Here is a 14,565-nt window from a genome sequence, read left to right as displayed (position 1 = left end):
CCCGCCAGCACGCGCCAGGTAACCTCCATCGCCTTCATCGGTAAACCTGTGAATCACAACAACCCACTCAGTTCAATAAATTAACAGGTCCTGAGCCTAAGAAAATTTCGTTCGAGGAAGGAGCCATACTGCCATGTGCTGCAGTAACGGCCTGAAACGCGCTTTCGGGCAGTGCCCCCATGCGAGCCGGACAGACAGTCCTGACTCTTGGAACAGGCGGAGTTTCGATATTTGCGGTGCAGCTTGCCAAAGCCGTGGGAGCGACCATGATCTCAACGACGTCCAGTGCGGAAAAGGCCGACTGGCTGAAGGAATTGGGGGTGGAGCATATTGTAAATTACAGGGATATTCCGAGCTGGGGCCGCTACATCAAAGATGACATCACCGGTGGAACAGGCGTGGATTGTGTCGTTGAAGTCGGTGGTCCTGCGACGATCAATCAGTCTCTCGATGCTGTTCGGTGGGGTGGAGAGGTTGTGCTGGTCGGGTTTCTAAGTAGTAACAATCCGGAAATTGACTACTTCCATCTCAATAGCAACGGTGCAGTCGTCCGTTCTGTAGCTGTGGGTGACAGACCGATGTTGGAAGACCTCGTCCGTGCATGGACCGCGTCCGGCGTAAAGCCTGTGATCGACAGTGTGTTTCCCTTTGCTCGGGCAAGGGAGGCATTTGAACATCTCATGACTGGCAGCCATGTCGGGAAAATCGTCATTACCCTCTCGGACTGACCCTCGCGATGATGGTTCTGTCATATCGCTCCAACAGCATAGCGACTGTCCTGGCATGATTTTGGTAGTCGGGCGAGCCCGGTTCCGTCTTTGGATAAGCCGCAAGCGGACCTTCCGTTTACCCCCCCCCAACTCGGTCATAGACCCAGTCCCCGTTTGCGCGCGAACGACCAGTCGATACCCCCATCGCCACGCATGATGCCCGACACCTCCCGCCCTCGCTGTTTTTCCAGAGACGGCGACCAGGGCACCAGCTCAAAGCCCAGCCCGTCATCGATCATCGCGAACCGGCCCGACGCCAGGTTGAAACGCTGGCGATAGGTGCCGGTAACGGGATCGCCCTCTCCGCTCCATCGCAACGGCATCCCTGATGTCACGGCGAGGCTCCGGCCCAGCGTTTCCAGCTCCCGCTGACGCAGCGTGGCGATCAGGTTCCTAGCATAGCGGATACCCCCGCCGTCGCGACTGGCCAGCCCTTGCTCCACCAGATGGTCCATCCGCTTTTCCATCGCCTCTTTGACATCGGCGCCGAACCCAGTGGACGCCAGAGTAAGAGGTTCCCGCGCGATGGCCTGCCGGTCGAGCCAGGTAGCGCCCCCCGCCGTCACCTGCCGCTCCAGCGTGACGTCCGAACGCACGGCCAGAGCGACCCGGTTACGTCCCTGTTTGTCGGTAAAACGCCGCAATTCCACGATCGAACCGACCGATCCATCGCCAGCGGCGTCGAGGTGCGGCAGACGGACATGATGCGTGCGTCCGTCAATTCCGTCGACGACGGCATAGGCCGTGCCACGTAGCTCATCGTCGAGGCCACGATCGACCAGCCGACCGATGACGGGATCGGTGGTATCCTCGGCGGCCATTACCCAGGATGACGCGGTGCGGTCGATCCTCTGTTCCGCCAGCCCCCGATGGATCCGTTTGATGATGTCGTTGCGCTCGCTGATCTCCCTCAACGTCGCCTCCGCGCTCTCGTCCATCCGCCAGCGATCCGGCCCGACCTGGTGCGCCAGTCCCATCGTTTCCAGACGGCGCAGGCGAGCCAGCTTCACCGTGGCGAAAGCATCCGGCTTGTCGCCGGGCACGCGCCCGAAATCGATTACACCATTCTCCCCCGCATCCTTTTGAAGCTGACGGTCGAGCTGAGTCCAGCGGTCAGCGTTCACCTGTCGTTCAACCGCCTGGTGGATATCATGATCCGTGCGCGGTCCGAGTTCCAGCGTCACCAGATCCTGGGCTCGGGCGCGCATGCCCTCGCGGATGTAATCGCGTGCGATCACTAGGTCGGAACCGTCCTCGACGACGCCCCGGACGATAACGTGCAGATGCGGGTGTGCGGTGTTCCAGTGACCGACGGCGACCCAGTCGAGTTTCGTGCCGAGATCAGATTCCATCTGCCCCATCAGATCCCGCGCGAAGGCCCGCAGGTCCGACATCTCCGGCGCATCCTCGGGCGAGATGATAAAGCGGAAATGATGGCGGTCCTCATCGCAGCGTTCCGCGAAGTCCGAAGCGCGGATGTTATCGCTATCCTTCCCGAACAGATGTGCATCCTCTCCGTCCCGCGTCACGCCCTCTCGACGCAGGTAACGGAGGTGTGCCGCCAGTGGCGTGGCACGCGGCGCGTGTCGCACGACGCGGGCCTTGATCACGACGCCCCGTGAACGGCTAGTCAGCAGGCGATTGGCGGCATGGGCGCCGGCCCTCCCACGCCCGAAGGTAGAGCGACGCCCGGCATTGATTTTCCCCACGCGGGAGACCCTGCCACCGGCCCGCTGCACCGACGCCAGCACCTGCGTCACGAAAGGCCGCGCCTGCCGGGCGCGGGTGGAGCGGATGCGCCCTAGCCGAACCCGGAATTCTTCATCTCTGTTCATGAAAAATGTCCTGCACCACGCAAAAAATCGCGCCAGATCAAAGAGATAACACCTTGTCGCGAGGTGCGGGAAATCCACGCACCTCGCGACAAGAGTTCAAAAACCCCGGAAAACAGCCCCCCAACCGGGCCGCGATGTGCGGCCTTTTATCCAGCCCTAACTTTTTCACTCCTTTTCCGGAGTTTTCGTGATTCACTTCCTCTGCTCCGACCCCTGTGTCGAACCCACTCCGGGCATGCTGCGGACATGACCTGCGAAGAGCGCGGACGGAGTGAAACTCCCCCGCCCGGATCGGCTTAAAAAAATTCCTTGAGAGGACGATGGAAACGCACTTTCATTGCCGGAAATGAAGAGCGTGGCAGCGGTCCGGTCACGCGCCGGAGCGATGGAAAACGGGATAGAAAATTGCACGCTGAACGACGAGTTATCGATCAGCCGGGCGACAGACGCGACATAGGAAACCGTCTCGGCAGGCAAAGGTCGACCAGTCGCCAGATGATCGTCATAACGACCGGGACCGGCGTTGTAGGCAGCGAGAAATCCTGCATCGCCGTAGCGGTCGTGCAGCCATCGCAGATAGGCTGCACCAGCCGCAATATTGTCGTGCGGATCGAAAGGATCGGCCCCCAGATTGAGCGTTCGCCGGACATCCTTCCATGTGTCCGGCATGAGTTGCATCAGCCCCATCGCACCGGCGCCGGAGACCGCGTGCCGATCGCCAGCACTTTCGGCACGGAGGACTGCCCGCACCCACGCTGGCGGGATCGCGTTCCGTTCCGCCGCCTGACGCACCAGATCGTCGAAATCCTGCGCGTGGGCGATGGTCGGCGAGAGCGTTAGCGCGAGCACGGCCAGCACGCCGGCGGACATAAAAAACCGGGCGCTCATTCCCGGCCTCCTGGGCGTTTTGCAGGCCGGTTCCAGACCAGTTGCCACTCGCGGCCACCACGTCCGGCCTGGAACAGTGTGGCGCGGATCGGCTGCATGAAAGTGGGATCGTCCAGGAGCACAGAAACATACTCGCCGGCACGTTCCCCGGTGCGTTTCCATCCCGCGCCCAGCTCGGGGCCAGTATCCCCGTCACCCAGGTGAATACGATAATCCGGAGCATGCTCCGCGCCATTGTTTTCCGCTGGCACGAAGGTCAGTTCAGCATCCAGCGACAGGGTGCGCACGCGTCCGGCAAAACCATCAGCGGTGCGGGTGAAAAATCCGATCTGGCTCATGGGAAAAATCCTTTCAGACAGAGTGGGAATGACGGAAAATCCGACGACCACGTCACCGTCATTGGATGGGCGGTTCGCTCTCTTTCGCGGGCAGCATGGGCGGAGCCAGAAGCAGTCCCTTCCGCGCGGGATCATCCGGTTCCGGGAGGGGATCGAAATGCGGCGGCGGCTCCGCCTCTCCCGTCCTGACATGCACCGGCACGGCGCGTCCGATGACGGTGTCCATCGGCAGGACACCGAAATACCGCCCGTCCAGACTGGTTGGCACGGCAGCGTTCATGACGAAGACCTGCCCCGGCCCGAGACGTTGACAGCCCTGCCAGACCGGCAGCACCCGGCCCCGATGGTCGATGGGTTTCGCATCACCGACGGCCTTTCCGTCGATGGTGACATGCGCGCCGTTACGGCAGACACTCTGCCCCGCCAGTGCTGCCACAGGCTTTAGCAGCGGCACGCCGAAAGGCAGGTAGCCGCGTGTCGCCAGCAGCGTCGCCTCGCGCTCCGGCAGGCGGATGGCGACGATGTCACCTACGCGCACCGGGACCGTGGGCTGGATGCGATACAGCCCGACCGGAACACTCGCCGTTTCGTTCCAGACCCAGCGTGGCGCGGGATGAAACGCCAGCGAGGCACCGACGCCGAGCACGGCGAAATACGTGGTGAAAAACCAGCCGCGCCGGGTCATGACGCCGCCCTCCGGCGCAGCCACGCCTCGTGGCGCTCTGACGTGTAGGGACGCGGCTCCTGCGCCGCCGTGAGCCGGTGATGCAGATGCCGCCAGTGATCGGGACAGGCGGCGACAGGATCGATCCCCAACGCCTCCACGCCGTCGATAGCCTCCAGCACCCGGCGCACTTTTGGCCAGCCGCTCTGGCGCAGCAGGCTCTCGCCGCCGGGACGAACAAAGGGCACGGTCTGGCATGCTTCCTGCGCCCCGACGGCGCGCACGATGTCGATGCAGGACACGACGGTCCCGAAATCGTTCGCGGCCCAGCGGATGAACGCGAACACGCTGTTCGGCGTGAAGCTCATGAGCCTGCGCCGACGGTCGAGAATGCGATCCTCGACGGGACGGCCGAAGCGGACCCAGTGCTCGATGTGCTTCTCGATCCAGGTCAGTTCGACCGTGGTGAGGACAACGTCGTCCGGCCGGAAAGAGCGCGCGGTCATGGGACACCGACCATGCGATCCGCGACCGCTTCCCGAGCCTTTTCTCCATACCCCGACCGGGCAGCCGGAAGGGAAACCGAAAGACCGGAATCCCCTACATAATAAGTTATTATATTAGTTATATAAGTTACGGGACTGATTCCGCTTTTGAAAACAATACATTGCGACGTTTTCTGCACCGTCAGCAACGGTATTTCCGCACCGTGAGCAATGGTATGATCCGCATCCTGACCAACGGTAGAATTCACACGGTTATCCACAGAACCGGTGGGTAATACCGTTGGGGAGATACGCAGGACTGGCTGTTTTCCGCCATAAATGACCTTGCAGTCGTAACCTGGGACGACCTGGCGACGGGCAATGCCGGCGACGTCGATCACGAAATTCCGCCAGGGAGAAAGGGTGCCGGACCGGGCATGAAGATCACGAAGATCGAAACGCCACCCGTCTTTCTGCCGACCGGCATGGCGTCGGGCCAGACGGTAAAGCCACCGCTCCAGGCCGCCATAAAGCCGGAAATAGGCGGGATCGACGCTCAGGACATGGGAGCGATCACAGGCCATCTCCATGAGCCAGTCCGGTAGGGTCAGGGCTACCCCGTCCTCACGGGAAATCCGGACGTCACTGATCCAGGCGAACGGCTTCTCGCGCCACTCCGGCCCCTGCCGCAGGCTGGTGGTGACGCGCGTTTCCGCCAGACGCGCGAGGGCGCCATAAAGCCGGCGATACTGGTGGGTGCCGTCAGCCCATCCCAGATCCTGGAACAGCCGCCACGGGGTAAAGCGCACATGGCGCGACACCCACAGATCGTGGTTGAGGGCATCGACGATCTGGCCGGTCAGCCAGAGCAGGACATCGGCGTCCCGGATGGTCGCCATGCCCAGAGGAGCCGAGGCTTCGACAACGATCTCCATCTGACGCGAACGGTAGCGAAGGGGTTCAAGGCGCGCTATGTGCCCCAGCGCGAAGAACGGACGTCCCATCAGATCGCGAATATCGCGGGGCCGTGCCGACCCCGTGACCATGAAGCGGCGATCGGGCCGACGCCAGCTATCGGCGGCCGGCATCATCGTCCGGCACTCCGCTGCGCCTTGCGAGCCCTGGCCTGCAAACGGATGATATAGGCGCGGGGATCGGACGGCATCGGGATGCCGCCACCGTCACCCGTGGAAAGCCGGACGTTCAGATCGGCCCAGGCGCAGAGGTCTTCCACGGCATAGACGATCCGGCCGCCAAGCTGGCGGTAGAGCGGACCGGTGCCGCAACTCCGGTGTTTTTCAAGGGTACGGATGGACAGGCCAACGAAATTGGCTGCGTCCGGGGTGCGCAGATAGCGCGGTGGCAGTGTCGGCTGGACACGCATGGAGTCTTCCTCCCGTTGGAGCGGGCCGCGTGCGGAATGTCGCGGCTCATGAGAGGACGCTGCCGGAGAATGAGCTGTGGGGAGGGATGACAAAGTTCAGGCCGCCAGACTGTCACCCCCCTGCTTCAGCCCCTGAAGGAGGGGGGGGTGGCCGCCGTTCTGGTAGAACGCGGCACCGTCGAGATCGCGGTAGAAAGCCCGGTGCCATGAACTGGCACGCCATTCATTGCGAGACAGGTGCAGGATGCGCTCGCCGTAGATGCCGGCTGCGATCCCGCGTGTCGCCACGCCCATGCGCCGGCCTTCTGCGATGCAGAGCATGCGAACCTGACGGAGTTTCTGTTGTGGACTCAGGTGCAAGGTGGAGGGAAGAGGACCGGGCGCCTGGCCGGCAAGCAGGCGGCCGAAGCGCGCGATGCAGGCCAGACGGGTCGTGAGGTGCCTATCATCGATGATGAACCAGGTTCCTGGTGCATCGGGCTGCCGATCGACGACTATGACAATGCGCAGCGGACCCGCTGCGCTGTCCAGCACGAGATGGATACCATCGGGACCATCGTGTCGTACACGGACATACGGTGCCAGCCGAAGCAGAATGTCACCCCCATCGCCACGCACGGCGACCTCCGGCGCGATGTCCGGATCCCAGAACGCGGGAGCAAGCCAGGCGGGGAGATCAGGATCAACAGGGAAAACGCAACCCCCAGCGACGGGCGAAAGCACGCCATGCCTCGGCGTCAGTCTTGCCCGTCGTCATGGTTGTTGCATGGTCGCGCCGGTAGGCCGGGTTGTGCCGCAGCCATTCCTGGGCGAGACCGGCAGGGTCGAGCCCGGCGTAGGCGCGACGAAGGGGTGCGGCATCCCACGGCCGGATTGTCGGCACGCCCTCCTCCCCCGATATGTCATAGATTCGAGCCAGTATCCGGTGCAGGACCGAAACGGGTAGTCCCGAAGACTCAGGAAGGTGATCCCGAAAATATCCTGTGGGCTCGTGATTATTTCTATATCGGGGGTAGATGCACGCCAGACGGGCCGGAAACGTCGGTTTCCGCGACATCATGTGATGCCCATAGCGCATCACGGGAGAAGGCGTTTGACGTTCCGTGTATTATAATACGTAGCGCGATAATACACAAATCGTTCCTATCCTGCGGATGGACATCCGAGGACTTTTCGGCGCGAACGTGAGGCGCCTGCGACGCGCCGCCGGTCTCAGCCAGGAGGCTCTGGCGGAACGGATGGGCGTGGACCGCGCCTATATCAGCTGGATCGAGACCGGGCGCCAGAACGCGACGCTGCTCTCGCTGTGGCATGCGTCGCAGGCGCTGGGCGTGCGGCCGGCGGCGTTACTGGATGAAAGCCACGTTGTCGCGACAGAAGCGGCACCGACCGGCGGGAAGCCATAACCCGCCGGTGAAGAAAGCCCTTCCCGGCTGCGCCGGGAAGGGCCAGTGTGGGGTGGTCAGTCCCCGTTACGCGGGCGCTGGCGGCTCCAGACCAGGTTGTAGGCGCCATCTTCCTCTTCGAAGAGGCTGGCGAAGATCGGACCGGGAAGGGTCGGATCGTCCAGCTTCACGCTGAGATATTCGCGCCAGTCCGTGGTGTGCTTGATCCAGGCGGCCCCGGCTTCGAGTTTGCCGATCTGGACCCGGAAGTTGGGAACATTGTCGCTGGCCCGGTTGGCTTCGGGCACGAAGCGGATACCCCGGATTTTCTGTGTCAGGGTGACGATTTCGCCTTCGTACCCCTCGCCGACCTTTTTGAAAGAACCGATGATCATTGTCCTGTCTCCTGGCTTGTATCGGGCCGCGACCACCACGGCCTCGATGGCCATTGTCAGCCCGGAGACGGCCGGCGGCGCACCTGCGTGCAGGCCGGAGCAACGCGGAGGACGGCAGGACCGCAACTTTGTTGATGCGCGAGGAATGGGCGCAGCCCAGGGGAAGAAAGTTGCGGGACGCCGTTGCGCCATAGCCGGGCGAGGCGAAGCCGGTCTTCGGGCAGATCGGCCATATCGAGAGGCCATGGTGTGCGGCGCCGTCAGCTCTATGGAGAGACAGGTCAGTCCGTCGTGTTCCATGACAGGGGCGCGGGTTGTCGGGGGAATATCCGTTTCCAGACAGAATACAGACCGAACAGTATCCGTCGCCGGGATAACCCACTGGCTGGCACCATGTTCCCTGTCCTTCCTGCTCGACAGACCGGACGTTGACGCCAGACCGCCAGTCACGCCGGCAGAACGACATGCGTTTTCCGCACCGAAGCTGGTCGCCGTTTTACTCCGGTTGGGACTGTGCCGGGCATCTCTCGCTGAAAGGAAGGCGCTGCCTATCCTGAACCCTGGTCCGCCCGTACTCGCGCAACGGGGACTGACCGCCCCACGCTGACCTTCTTGACCCGGTCGCGGATCAGGGATCCTGCCACCGGCAACTTACGCGGGCTGGATGGCACAGAGCCGTGTCCACGCCGCCCCGCCGACGCACAGCGCCCCGAAGGTCGCGAAAAGGTGGGCCGGGATAGTGCCCATATCGCCCACACCACTGAAACCCAGCGTCATGCCAAATCCCGCCAGCGCGGCTGGCAGGGCGAGCAGCGCGGACACGGAAACCCGCAGGGCGGGATCGCGCGAGGAGGCGAGGATCGCCTGACCGGTCGCCAGCACCACGATCCCGGCGGCGATGCCCGCGAGGATAGCATGGGCGCCGGACATCATGGCATGGTCGTAGAGCATGGTGCAGACCATCGCCGCCACGAACAGAGGCGCGGCATACACCGCGCAGAGAAACAGAAGCCAGCACAGGAAGCCGATACTGGCAAAGCCGAGGATAATACCGAGACCGAGCAGCATGGATCGCGTCCTTTCCTCGAGGGGGAACACCACACACATGCCGCAACGATTCAGGAATATCCATCAAATAGACGTGGGGTTTCTGGATCTGTTTTCACGATCAGGACAGCGCGCGGAGCGCACCGACTATGACCGAGGTGCCACCTGTTGGCGCCTTCCGCTCGCGCCGTGGACGCGGCGCGTTGCCCAGGTAGCGTTGCGGCCCCGGTACCAGAAATGCCGTCTTTCCGGCTAGGCCATTTGCGAGCCGGCCCCGCTGGCGAGCGCCGCACGCGCCGGGCAGCGGCGCGCCCCGCCGCCGGTCCATCGGGACCGGCGCGATTTTCCGGCCATTCGGTGAGGTGAAGAAGGGGGCAGCTTACGCCGCCACCCTCCCCGTCCCGTGCCAAGCCAGCCGGCGGATTGCCGTCGCGGCGTGGTCCGGGTCCAGTTCCATACCGAGCCAATCACGCCCCACATGCTGCGCCGCGACCAGCGACGAACCCGAGCCGGCGAACGGGTCCAGGACAAGCCCACTTACTGGGCAGAAGGCTTCCACCAAGGGAAGGAGTGCCGCCACCGGCTTTTGCGTCGGGTGCAGCTTGTTTCCCGAATAGGGCATGTCGATCACGTCCGGGATGGGCTTTGCGGGCAGTGTCACGTTGCCCTTGGCCAGCAGATAGGCGCTTTCGTGTTCATACCGGAGAAACCGGGAAGATGACGAATAGGACTTGCGAAAGACGATATGCCCGACCATGCGGAACCCCGCCGCCTTCCAGGCATCGGCGAATAAATCTATGCGGTTCCAGCCATAGAACGAAACGGCAAAGCCGCCCCATTTCAGCACACGGTGCATCTGGTTGAAGGCGGGCCGGAGCCAGCGCGCATTGTCGTCGTTGCGCACCTTCCGTCCGTCCCTGCCCTGATAATTCACAAGGTAAGGCGGGTCTGTCAGGATGAAATCCACCGAATTACGGGGGAGTGCGCGCATAAGCTGCACACTGTCGCCGTTGAGGATTGTGTTGCGGGAATCGGTTGCCGTGGTGGTGTTGCCGGTCATGGTCTTTGCCCTTTGTTCCGCGAGGAACAGCCCCCGCTGTTCCTCTGCCTCGCGGCGAGCAGCGGGGGTGCAAACGGAGTGACGGCTTCGCGGGGAACCGGCTGCACGGAGCGCAGCGAAGGAAGCTGGGCGGAAGACGTTGCGAAGTGCGCCGGGGGCAGCGCCCCAAGTCTTCTCTATTGTTTTAGGATCGTCAGTTCGATGACGTTTAAGTTTGTGCTACATTACATAACCCATTACGATTTAACGAAATTATTGCACAAATGCAGAATCTATTATCGGACCACCCACTGCCTGTGATCTATAAGGTTGAACATGGCTCTTTTCTCTCAAGATCAATTAGAAGCTATCGCGGATGCCCTAGGCGATACGACCGACGGCCTTTCAGGTTCTGAAATCCAACACCTCCTCGTATCCAGCAAGATGGTTGACCCCGGCCCACTGACGAAACGCATCCGCATCTACAATGCTTTCGTCGACTGTCAGAACCGTAAGCAAAATCGAACGAATGTTCTGGAGTTCATCCGCCTTGCGATGAAGCCAGCGCGTTACAGCCGTGAACCTCAACGATATGAGCCAATGAGAGCCTTGCTAAATCGGGCTCTGGCATTTTCTGGACTGGTGGTCGATCAGAGTGGCACGCTCACCACTACAGAAGCCGCTCAGACTTTGCCCGAAGCCCAACGTCGCGCACGAGAGCTGAGAGCTGACCTTGAAGGGCGAGGTCTGCACCCGGACGTGCTGGCATTTTGCCGAAGCGAACTTCTCGCCGACAATTATTTCCACGCGGTCCAGGAAGCCGTGAAAAGTGTCGCAGATAAAATGCGTAATCGTACTGGCCTGACGGACGACGGCGCAGTTCTGGTGGATCGTGTGCTTGGTGGCAACCCTCCCCTTCTAGCGATCAATACACGGGCGACTGCAAGCGAGCGTAGCGAACAGAGCGGATTTGCCAATTTGGTGCGCGGTACGTTCGGGATGTTCCGCAACCCCACCGCACACGAGGCACGGATCCACTGGTCCATGTCGAAGGAAGATGCAGAGGACCTGCTCACCATGGTTTCCCTGATTCATCGTCGTTTGGACACCGCGCATATGCCACCTAGAATTTAAGCTCTAAATGGCCCAACTTCCCCAACAGAAGAAGTATCGCCTCACAAAATACCGCGCGAATATTTATCTCTTGGCCGTTTGTTATGCCGACCACAATGGGTCGTAGATCTTTTGCGGATGGTAATGGCCAACAATATGGTCAGCAGAGATATCCACAGCAAGACTTAAAGCAGACCCTGCGCTGGAGTGTAGAGCATCCGAATTCAGCTCATCGACAAGCTCACAAAAAAGATGAGCGATGATTATCCCAGCGAATTCCTGCAACGTCGAGGCAGGTATGAACGCCATCGGTATATCGCAGACGAACATTGTCGGTCGCCCTATCCCTTTTAATAACCTCTTGGTCTCCCAAGTACTGGCCATGCGCATGCCCAAGCAATAAAGATATTCGCTGCCATAGATGAGATAGTGGCCGGAACCACCAGATCGTGTGATAAGACTGCGCTCGTTTGCGCAGAAGTAAAGATGGCCTTCCCGGCCGCCTGGTGTGTCACGCGCATGAAGGTCGTCGATAGCCTTCTGAAGCCGGTCCTCTGTCGCATCTAGCGACTGGCCATTAAGAAAAATTGATCGCGCACGATCCTCTATTTCTCCCGCCCTGAGAAAGCGCAATCCATGTTTATAGAAGGATGACAAATCGTTCGTTCTTGTCGCGTGCCCAACTCGGAAAGCACGATATTCTTGGCGTAAGCGACTGCCGAGTAGATCCTTCGTCTGACATATTTTGCCAGTAACATCGAAGATCAGGTCATCCAGCCAACTGAGATCGTCGGACGCAATCCATTCAGGAGACATTTGAACGAATGCCGCTTTCACATCAGCGGTAACGTAGTCACTCAGCAAATTCCATACACGCGCACGCCAAATGTCAACGAGAGGAAAGCAGAAAATATCCTCAGGTGGCAGCGACCGAAGCTTGAGGTCTTCCATAATTTCACGGTCCTCATGACCTGAGAACATTGGACCAGCCAACTCGCAAAAAGACCATTGGTAGTACATGTGTCCCTCCCCCATCTACCACAATATCAGGCGGTCCTAATCTTCCAAAATCATTTACGATGGACAGGCCAAAGCAGAAGGGGTTCAAATTTTCTCTCCGTGCCACCGCCATACACCAGTATTTGTACGACGCGCCTGTATCCGGGACTACCCATAACTACGATTCCGTACGCTGGAACACGCACAAGCGCGACTTTCCATATTGCGTATTTCCATTGAAATAACAGTCATCTGTCCGGATCGTGTGTCTGTTTTCCTTGCCTTGCGGTCGGAAGAGAGCGACGATGACGGACAGACCCAGCCAGTTCATTGCCCCGGCGTATCGGCTGCCCGAGCCCGAATTACGGCTCGTCCTGAGGCCCAATGCCCCCGACCCGCGCCTGGTAGCGCTGGTCCGCCTCATGGCCCGTCGTGCGGCACGGGACTGGTTCCGGTCGCAGCAACAGGAGCAGCGCCGCCGCTCCGGACCGTAAGGGATGCCTCGTCATGAAGGTCGCGCTCTACGCCCGCTATTCCTCCGATAACCAGCGCGATGCCTCGATCGCCGACCAGCTTCGGGTCTGCCGTACCCACGCGGAAAAACAGGGCTGGACCATCGTCGAGGAGTATACCGATCACGCCATCTCGGGCGCGTCTTTAATGCGGCCCGGCATCCAGGCGCTGATCGCGGACGCACAGCGCGGGCGCTTTGCGATCGTACTGGCCGAGGCGATGGACCGCCTTTCCCGCGACCAGGAGGACATCGCTGGCGTCTTCAAGCGCATGAACTATGCCGGTGTGCGGATCGTCACGCTCTCCGAGGGCGAAGTCTCCCACCTGCATGTCGGCCTCAAGGGCACGATGAACGCCCTGTTCCTGAAAGACCTGGCCGAGAAGACGCATCGCGGCCTGCGGGGGCGCGTGGAACTGGGCAAGTCCGGCGGCGGCAACGCCTATGGTTATGATGTCGTGCGTAAGCTCGACACCAATGGCGAGCCGATCCGGGGCGACCGGACCATCAACCCGCACGAGGCGGATGTGGTCCGTCGCATCTTCCGCGACTTCGCAGCTGGGCTGGGACCGCGCGCCATCGCCTTCCGCCTCAATGACGAAGGCATCCCTGCCCCTGGCAGCGGTGCCTGGGGCTTCTCGACGATCAACGGCAACCGGGCGCGCGGCACCGGTATCCTCAATAATGAGATGTACGTGGGGAGGCTGGTGTGGAACCGGCAGCGTTTCATCAAGGATCCCGATACCGGCAAGCGCCAGGGCCGCCCCAATCCGGAAGCCGAATGGGTGATTCAGGAGGTGCCGGACCTGCGAATCGTCGATCAGGAATTATGGGACGCGGTCAAGGCGCGGCAGGCCAGCGTCAGCGCCAGCCGCGACACACGTGACACGTCATCGCCCGATCATTTCCGTGAGAAACGTCGTCCCCGCTATTTGTTCTCCGGCCTGAGCAAATGTGGCTGCTGCGGTGGCGGGTATTCCATGATCTCCGGCGCACTTCTGGGCTGCTCGACGGCCCGCAACAAGGGCACCTGCGACAACCGGACCAATATGCGCCGCGAGGAACTGGAGCGGCGCGTTCTCGACGCCCTGCGTCACCATCTCATGGACCCGGACCTGTTCGCCGAGTTCTGCACCGCGTTCACCACCGAGATGAACCGGCTGCGCATGGAGGCGTCAGCCGACATCGGCGCAGCGGAATCAGAACTGAAGCGGGTTGAGCGCGACATCCAGCGGCTGATGGATCTCTACCTCTCGGAAGCCATCTCGATCGAAACGGTCAAGGAACGCGGATCAAAGCTCGAAGCCCGCAAGACAGAACTCAAGGACTTCCTCGCGACAACCGAGGCGCCCCCGCCCCTGCTCCATCCCCAGATGGCGGAATTCTACCACCGGCAGCTCGCGCGGCTGCATGACATGCTGCATTCCGAACTGGACGAGAAACGCCAGGAGGCGGCCGAGGTGATCCGCTCGCTGATCGAGGCAATCATCCTGACGCCATCCGACAAGGGACTGCAGATCGATGTCCGGGGCGATCTTGCCGGCATCCTGACGGTGGCGTCGGGCGGACAAACAAAAACCCCAGTCCGTTTCCGGACTGGGGTTCGTGATGCGTTGGCATCGCAAGTTCAGATGGTTGCGGGGGCAGGATTTGAACCTGCGGCCTTCAGGTTATGAGTTTGTAGGCAAGAGCTACGCCCTGCCACGAAATTC

18 protein-coding genes are annotated in these 14,565 nt (G+C 61.3%); 5 read left to right on the top strand and 13 right to left on the bottom strand.

What is annotated here, in order from left to right; genetic code table 11:
- Positions 1 to 179: 179 nt before the first annotated feature.
- On the top strand, positions 180 to 728 hold the full coding sequence (locus tag OQZ28_RS14740; protein ID WP_458136544.1) for a zinc-dependent alcohol dehydrogenase family protein: 549 nt from the start codon (positions 180 to 182) through the stop codon (positions 726 to 728).
- 137 nt (positions 729 to 865) lie between these two features.
- Here OQZ28_RS14740 and OQZ28_RS14735 read toward each other — a convergent pair whose 3' ends face one another.
- The 9 genes from OQZ28_RS14735 to OQZ28_RS14695 all read right to left on the bottom strand — a co-directional run bounded on the left by OQZ28_RS14735 (position 866) and on the right by OQZ28_RS14695 (position 7,247).
- A complete protein-coding gene (locus tag OQZ28_RS14735; protein ID WP_458136543.1) occupies positions 866 to 2,605 on the bottom strand; it encodes a relaxase/mobilization nuclease domain-containing protein in 1,740 nt (579 codons plus the stop codon).
- A gap of 192 nt (positions 2,606 to 2,797) precedes the next feature.
- On the bottom strand, positions 2,798 to 3,493 hold the full coding sequence (locus OQZ28_RS14730) for a lytic transglycosylase domain-containing protein (protein ID WP_458136542.1): 696 nt from the start codon (positions 3,491 to 3,493) through the stop codon (positions 2,798 to 2,800).
- Complete coding sequence (locus tag OQZ28_RS14725; protein WP_007396840.1) at positions 3,490 to 3,831, bottom strand: DUF736 domain-containing protein; 342 nt, start codon at positions 3,829 to 3,831, stop codon at positions 3,490 to 3,492. Before OQZ28_RS14725 ends, OQZ28_RS14730 begins: the two co-directional genes overlap by 4 nt.
- 58 nt (positions 3,832 to 3,889) lie before the next feature.
- Positions 3,890 to 4,516 (bottom strand): S26 family signal peptidase, encoded by a 627-nt coding sequence (locus OQZ28_RS14720; RefSeq protein ID WP_039998471.1) that lies wholly within the window; start codon positions 4,514 to 4,516, stop codon positions 3,890 to 3,892.
- A complete protein-coding gene (locus tag OQZ28_RS14715; protein WP_458136541.1) occupies positions 4,513 to 5,001 on the bottom strand; it encodes a DUF2840 domain-containing protein in 489 nt (162 codons plus the stop codon). Before OQZ28_RS14715 ends, OQZ28_RS14720 begins: the two co-directional genes overlap by 4 nt.
- Entirely contained in the window at positions 4,998 to 6,071 is a 1,074-nt protein-coding gene (locus OQZ28_RS14710; protein WP_458136540.1) for a replication initiator protein A, read from the bottom strand. The genes OQZ28_RS14715 and OQZ28_RS14710 overlap by 4 nt, the downstream gene beginning before the upstream one ends.
- Positions 6,068 to 6,364: a helix-turn-helix transcriptional regulator gene (locus OQZ28_RS14705; RefSeq protein ID WP_006560342.1), complete on the bottom strand. Its 297-nt coding sequence runs from the start codon at positions 6,362 to 6,364 to the stop codon at positions 6,068 to 6,070. Before OQZ28_RS14705 ends, OQZ28_RS14710 begins: the two co-directional genes overlap by 4 nt.
- 96 nt (positions 6,365 to 6,460) lie before the next feature.
- Positions 6,461 to 6,898 (bottom strand): DNA -binding domain-containing protein, encoded by a 438-nt coding sequence (locus OQZ28_RS14700; protein ID WP_458136539.1) that lies wholly within the window; start codon positions 6,896 to 6,898, stop codon positions 6,461 to 6,463.
- A 148-nt stretch (positions 6,899 to 7,046) separates the two neighbouring features.
- The gene (locus OQZ28_RS14695) at positions 7,047 to 7,247 is read right to left on the bottom strand and encodes a transcriptional regulator domain-containing protein (protein ID WP_458136538.1); all 201 of its coding nucleotides are present in this window, start codon (positions 7,245 to 7,247) and stop codon (positions 7,047 to 7,049) included.
- A gap of 271 nt (positions 7,248 to 7,518) precedes the next feature.
- Between OQZ28_RS14695 and OQZ28_RS14690 the strand changes: the two genes are divergently transcribed.
- Entirely contained in the window at positions 7,519 to 7,770 is a 252-nt protein-coding gene (locus OQZ28_RS14690; protein WP_289843744.1) for a helix-turn-helix domain-containing protein, read from the top strand.
- A 56-nt stretch (positions 7,771 to 7,826) separates the two neighbouring features.
- On the opposite strand, the gene OQZ28_RS14685 is transcribed toward OQZ28_RS14690, so the two are convergent.
- The 3 genes from OQZ28_RS14685 to OQZ28_RS14675 form a co-directional block, all read right to left on the bottom strand.
- On the bottom strand, positions 7,827 to 8,144 hold the full coding sequence (locus tag OQZ28_RS14685; protein WP_458136537.1) for a DUF736 domain-containing protein: 318 nt from the start codon (positions 8,142 to 8,144) through the stop codon (positions 7,827 to 7,829).
- A gap of 651 nt (positions 8,145 to 8,795) precedes the next feature.
- On the bottom strand, positions 8,796 to 9,212 hold the full coding sequence (locus tag OQZ28_RS14680; RefSeq protein ID WP_458136536.1) for a hypothetical protein: 417 nt from the start codon (positions 9,210 to 9,212) through the stop codon (positions 8,796 to 8,798).
- 358 nt (positions 9,213 to 9,570) lie between these two features.
- Positions 9,571 to 10,251, bottom strand: coding sequence for a DNA methyltransferase (locus tag OQZ28_RS14675; protein WP_458136535.1), 681 nt, complete (start codon positions 10,249 to 10,251; stop codon positions 9,571 to 9,573).
- 315 nt (positions 10,252 to 10,566) lie between these two features.
- Between OQZ28_RS14675 and OQZ28_RS14670 the strand changes: the two genes are divergently transcribed.
- Positions 10,567 to 11,364 (top strand): TIGR02391 family protein, encoded by a 798-nt coding sequence (locus OQZ28_RS14670; RefSeq protein WP_291501501.1) that lies wholly within the window; start codon positions 10,567 to 10,569, stop codon positions 11,362 to 11,364.
- Positions 11,365 to 11,445: 81 nt separating this feature from the next.
- On the opposite strand, the gene OQZ28_RS14665 is transcribed toward OQZ28_RS14670, so the two are convergent.
- On the bottom strand, positions 11,446 to 12,363 hold the full coding sequence (locus OQZ28_RS14665; protein ID WP_458136534.1) for a hypothetical protein: 918 nt from the start codon (positions 12,361 to 12,363) through the stop codon (positions 11,446 to 11,448).
- A 284-nt stretch (positions 12,364 to 12,647) separates the two neighbouring features.
- Here OQZ28_RS14665 and OQZ28_RS14660 point away from each other — a divergent pair, with 284 nt between their 5' ends.
- Together OQZ28_RS14660 and OQZ28_RS14655 are read left to right on the top strand one after the other, a co-directional pair.
- Entirely contained in the window at positions 12,648 to 12,836 is a 189-nt protein-coding gene (locus tag OQZ28_RS14660) for a hypothetical protein (protein WP_458136533.1), read from the top strand.
- Between the two features lie 13 nt (positions 12,837 to 12,849).
- Positions 12,850 to 14,529 carry a recombinase family protein gene (locus OQZ28_RS14655; RefSeq protein WP_458136532.1) on the top strand — a complete coding sequence of 560 codons (1,680 nt, stop codon included), beginning with the start codon at positions 12,850 to 12,852 and terminating at the stop codon, positions 14,527 to 14,529.
- The last annotated feature ends 36 nt before the right edge of the window (positions 14,530 to 14,565 follow it).

This window comes from Komagataeibacter sp. NFXK3 (genome assembly GCF_054182245.1).
The sequence above is the reverse complement of the archived record's forward strand: the minus strand, read 5'-3'. Positions and strand labels throughout refer to the sequence as shown.

Excerpts from the sequence above, each read along its gene's own strand:
- OQZ28_RS14735 (WP_458136543.1), bottom strand. The coding sequence starts at position 2,605 with ATGAACAGAGATGAAGAATTCCGGGTTCGGCTAGGGCGCATCCGCTCC.
- OQZ28_RS14655 (WP_458136532.1), top strand. The coding sequence starts at position 12,850 with ATGAAGGTCGCGCTCTACGCCCGCTATTCCTCCGATAACCAGCGCGAT.
- OQZ28_RS14660 (WP_458136533.1), top strand. The coding sequence starts at position 12,648 with ATGACGGACAGACCCAGCCAGTTCATTGCCCCGGCGTATCGGCTGCCC.
- OQZ28_RS14740 (WP_458136544.1), top strand. The coding sequence starts at position 180 with ATGCGAGCCGGACAGACAGTCCTGACTCTTGGAACAGGCGGAGTTTCG.
- OQZ28_RS14665 (WP_458136534.1), bottom strand. The coding sequence starts at position 12,363 with ATGTACTACCAATGGTCTTTTTGCGAGTTGGCTGGTCCAATGTTCTCA.
- OQZ28_RS14720 (WP_039998471.1), bottom strand. The coding sequence starts at position 4,516 with ATGACCCGGCGCGGCTGGTTTTTCACCACGTATTTCGCCGTGCTCGGC.
- OQZ28_RS14685 (WP_458136537.1), bottom strand. The coding sequence starts at position 8,144 with ATGATCATCGGTTCTTTCAAAAAGGTCGGCGAGGGGTACGAAGGCGAA.
- OQZ28_RS14670 (WP_291501501.1), top strand. The coding sequence starts at position 10,567 with ATGGCTCTTTTCTCTCAAGATCAATTAGAAGCTATCGCGGATGCCCTA.
- OQZ28_RS14680 (WP_458136536.1), bottom strand. The coding sequence starts at position 9,212 with ATGCTGCTCGGTCTCGGTATTATCCTCGGCTTTGCCAGTATCGGCTTC.
- OQZ28_RS14710 (WP_458136540.1), bottom strand. The coding sequence starts at position 6,071 with ATGATGCCGGCCGCCGATAGCTGGCGTCGGCCCGATCGCCGCTTCATG.
- OQZ28_RS14705 (WP_006560342.1), bottom strand. The coding sequence starts at position 6,364 with ATGCGTGTCCAGCCGACACTGCCACCGCGCTATCTGCGCACCCCGGAC.
- OQZ28_RS14690 (WP_289843744.1), top strand. The coding sequence starts at position 7,519 with ATGGACATCCGAGGACTTTTCGGCGCGAACGTGAGGCGCCTGCGACGC.
- OQZ28_RS14730 (WP_458136542.1), bottom strand. The coding sequence starts at position 3,493 with ATGAGCGCCCGGTTTTTTATGTCCGCCGGCGTGCTGGCCGTGCTCGCG.
- OQZ28_RS14715 (WP_458136541.1), bottom strand. The coding sequence starts at position 5,001 with ATGACCGCGCGCTCTTTCCGGCCGGACGACGTTGTCCTCACCACGGTC.
- OQZ28_RS14675 (WP_458136535.1), bottom strand. The coding sequence starts at position 10,251 with ATGACCGGCAACACCACCACGGCAACCGATTCCCGCAACACAATCCTC.
- OQZ28_RS14725 (WP_007396840.1), bottom strand. The coding sequence starts at position 3,831 with ATGAGCCAGATCGGATTTTTCACCCGCACCGCTGATGGTTTTGCCGGA.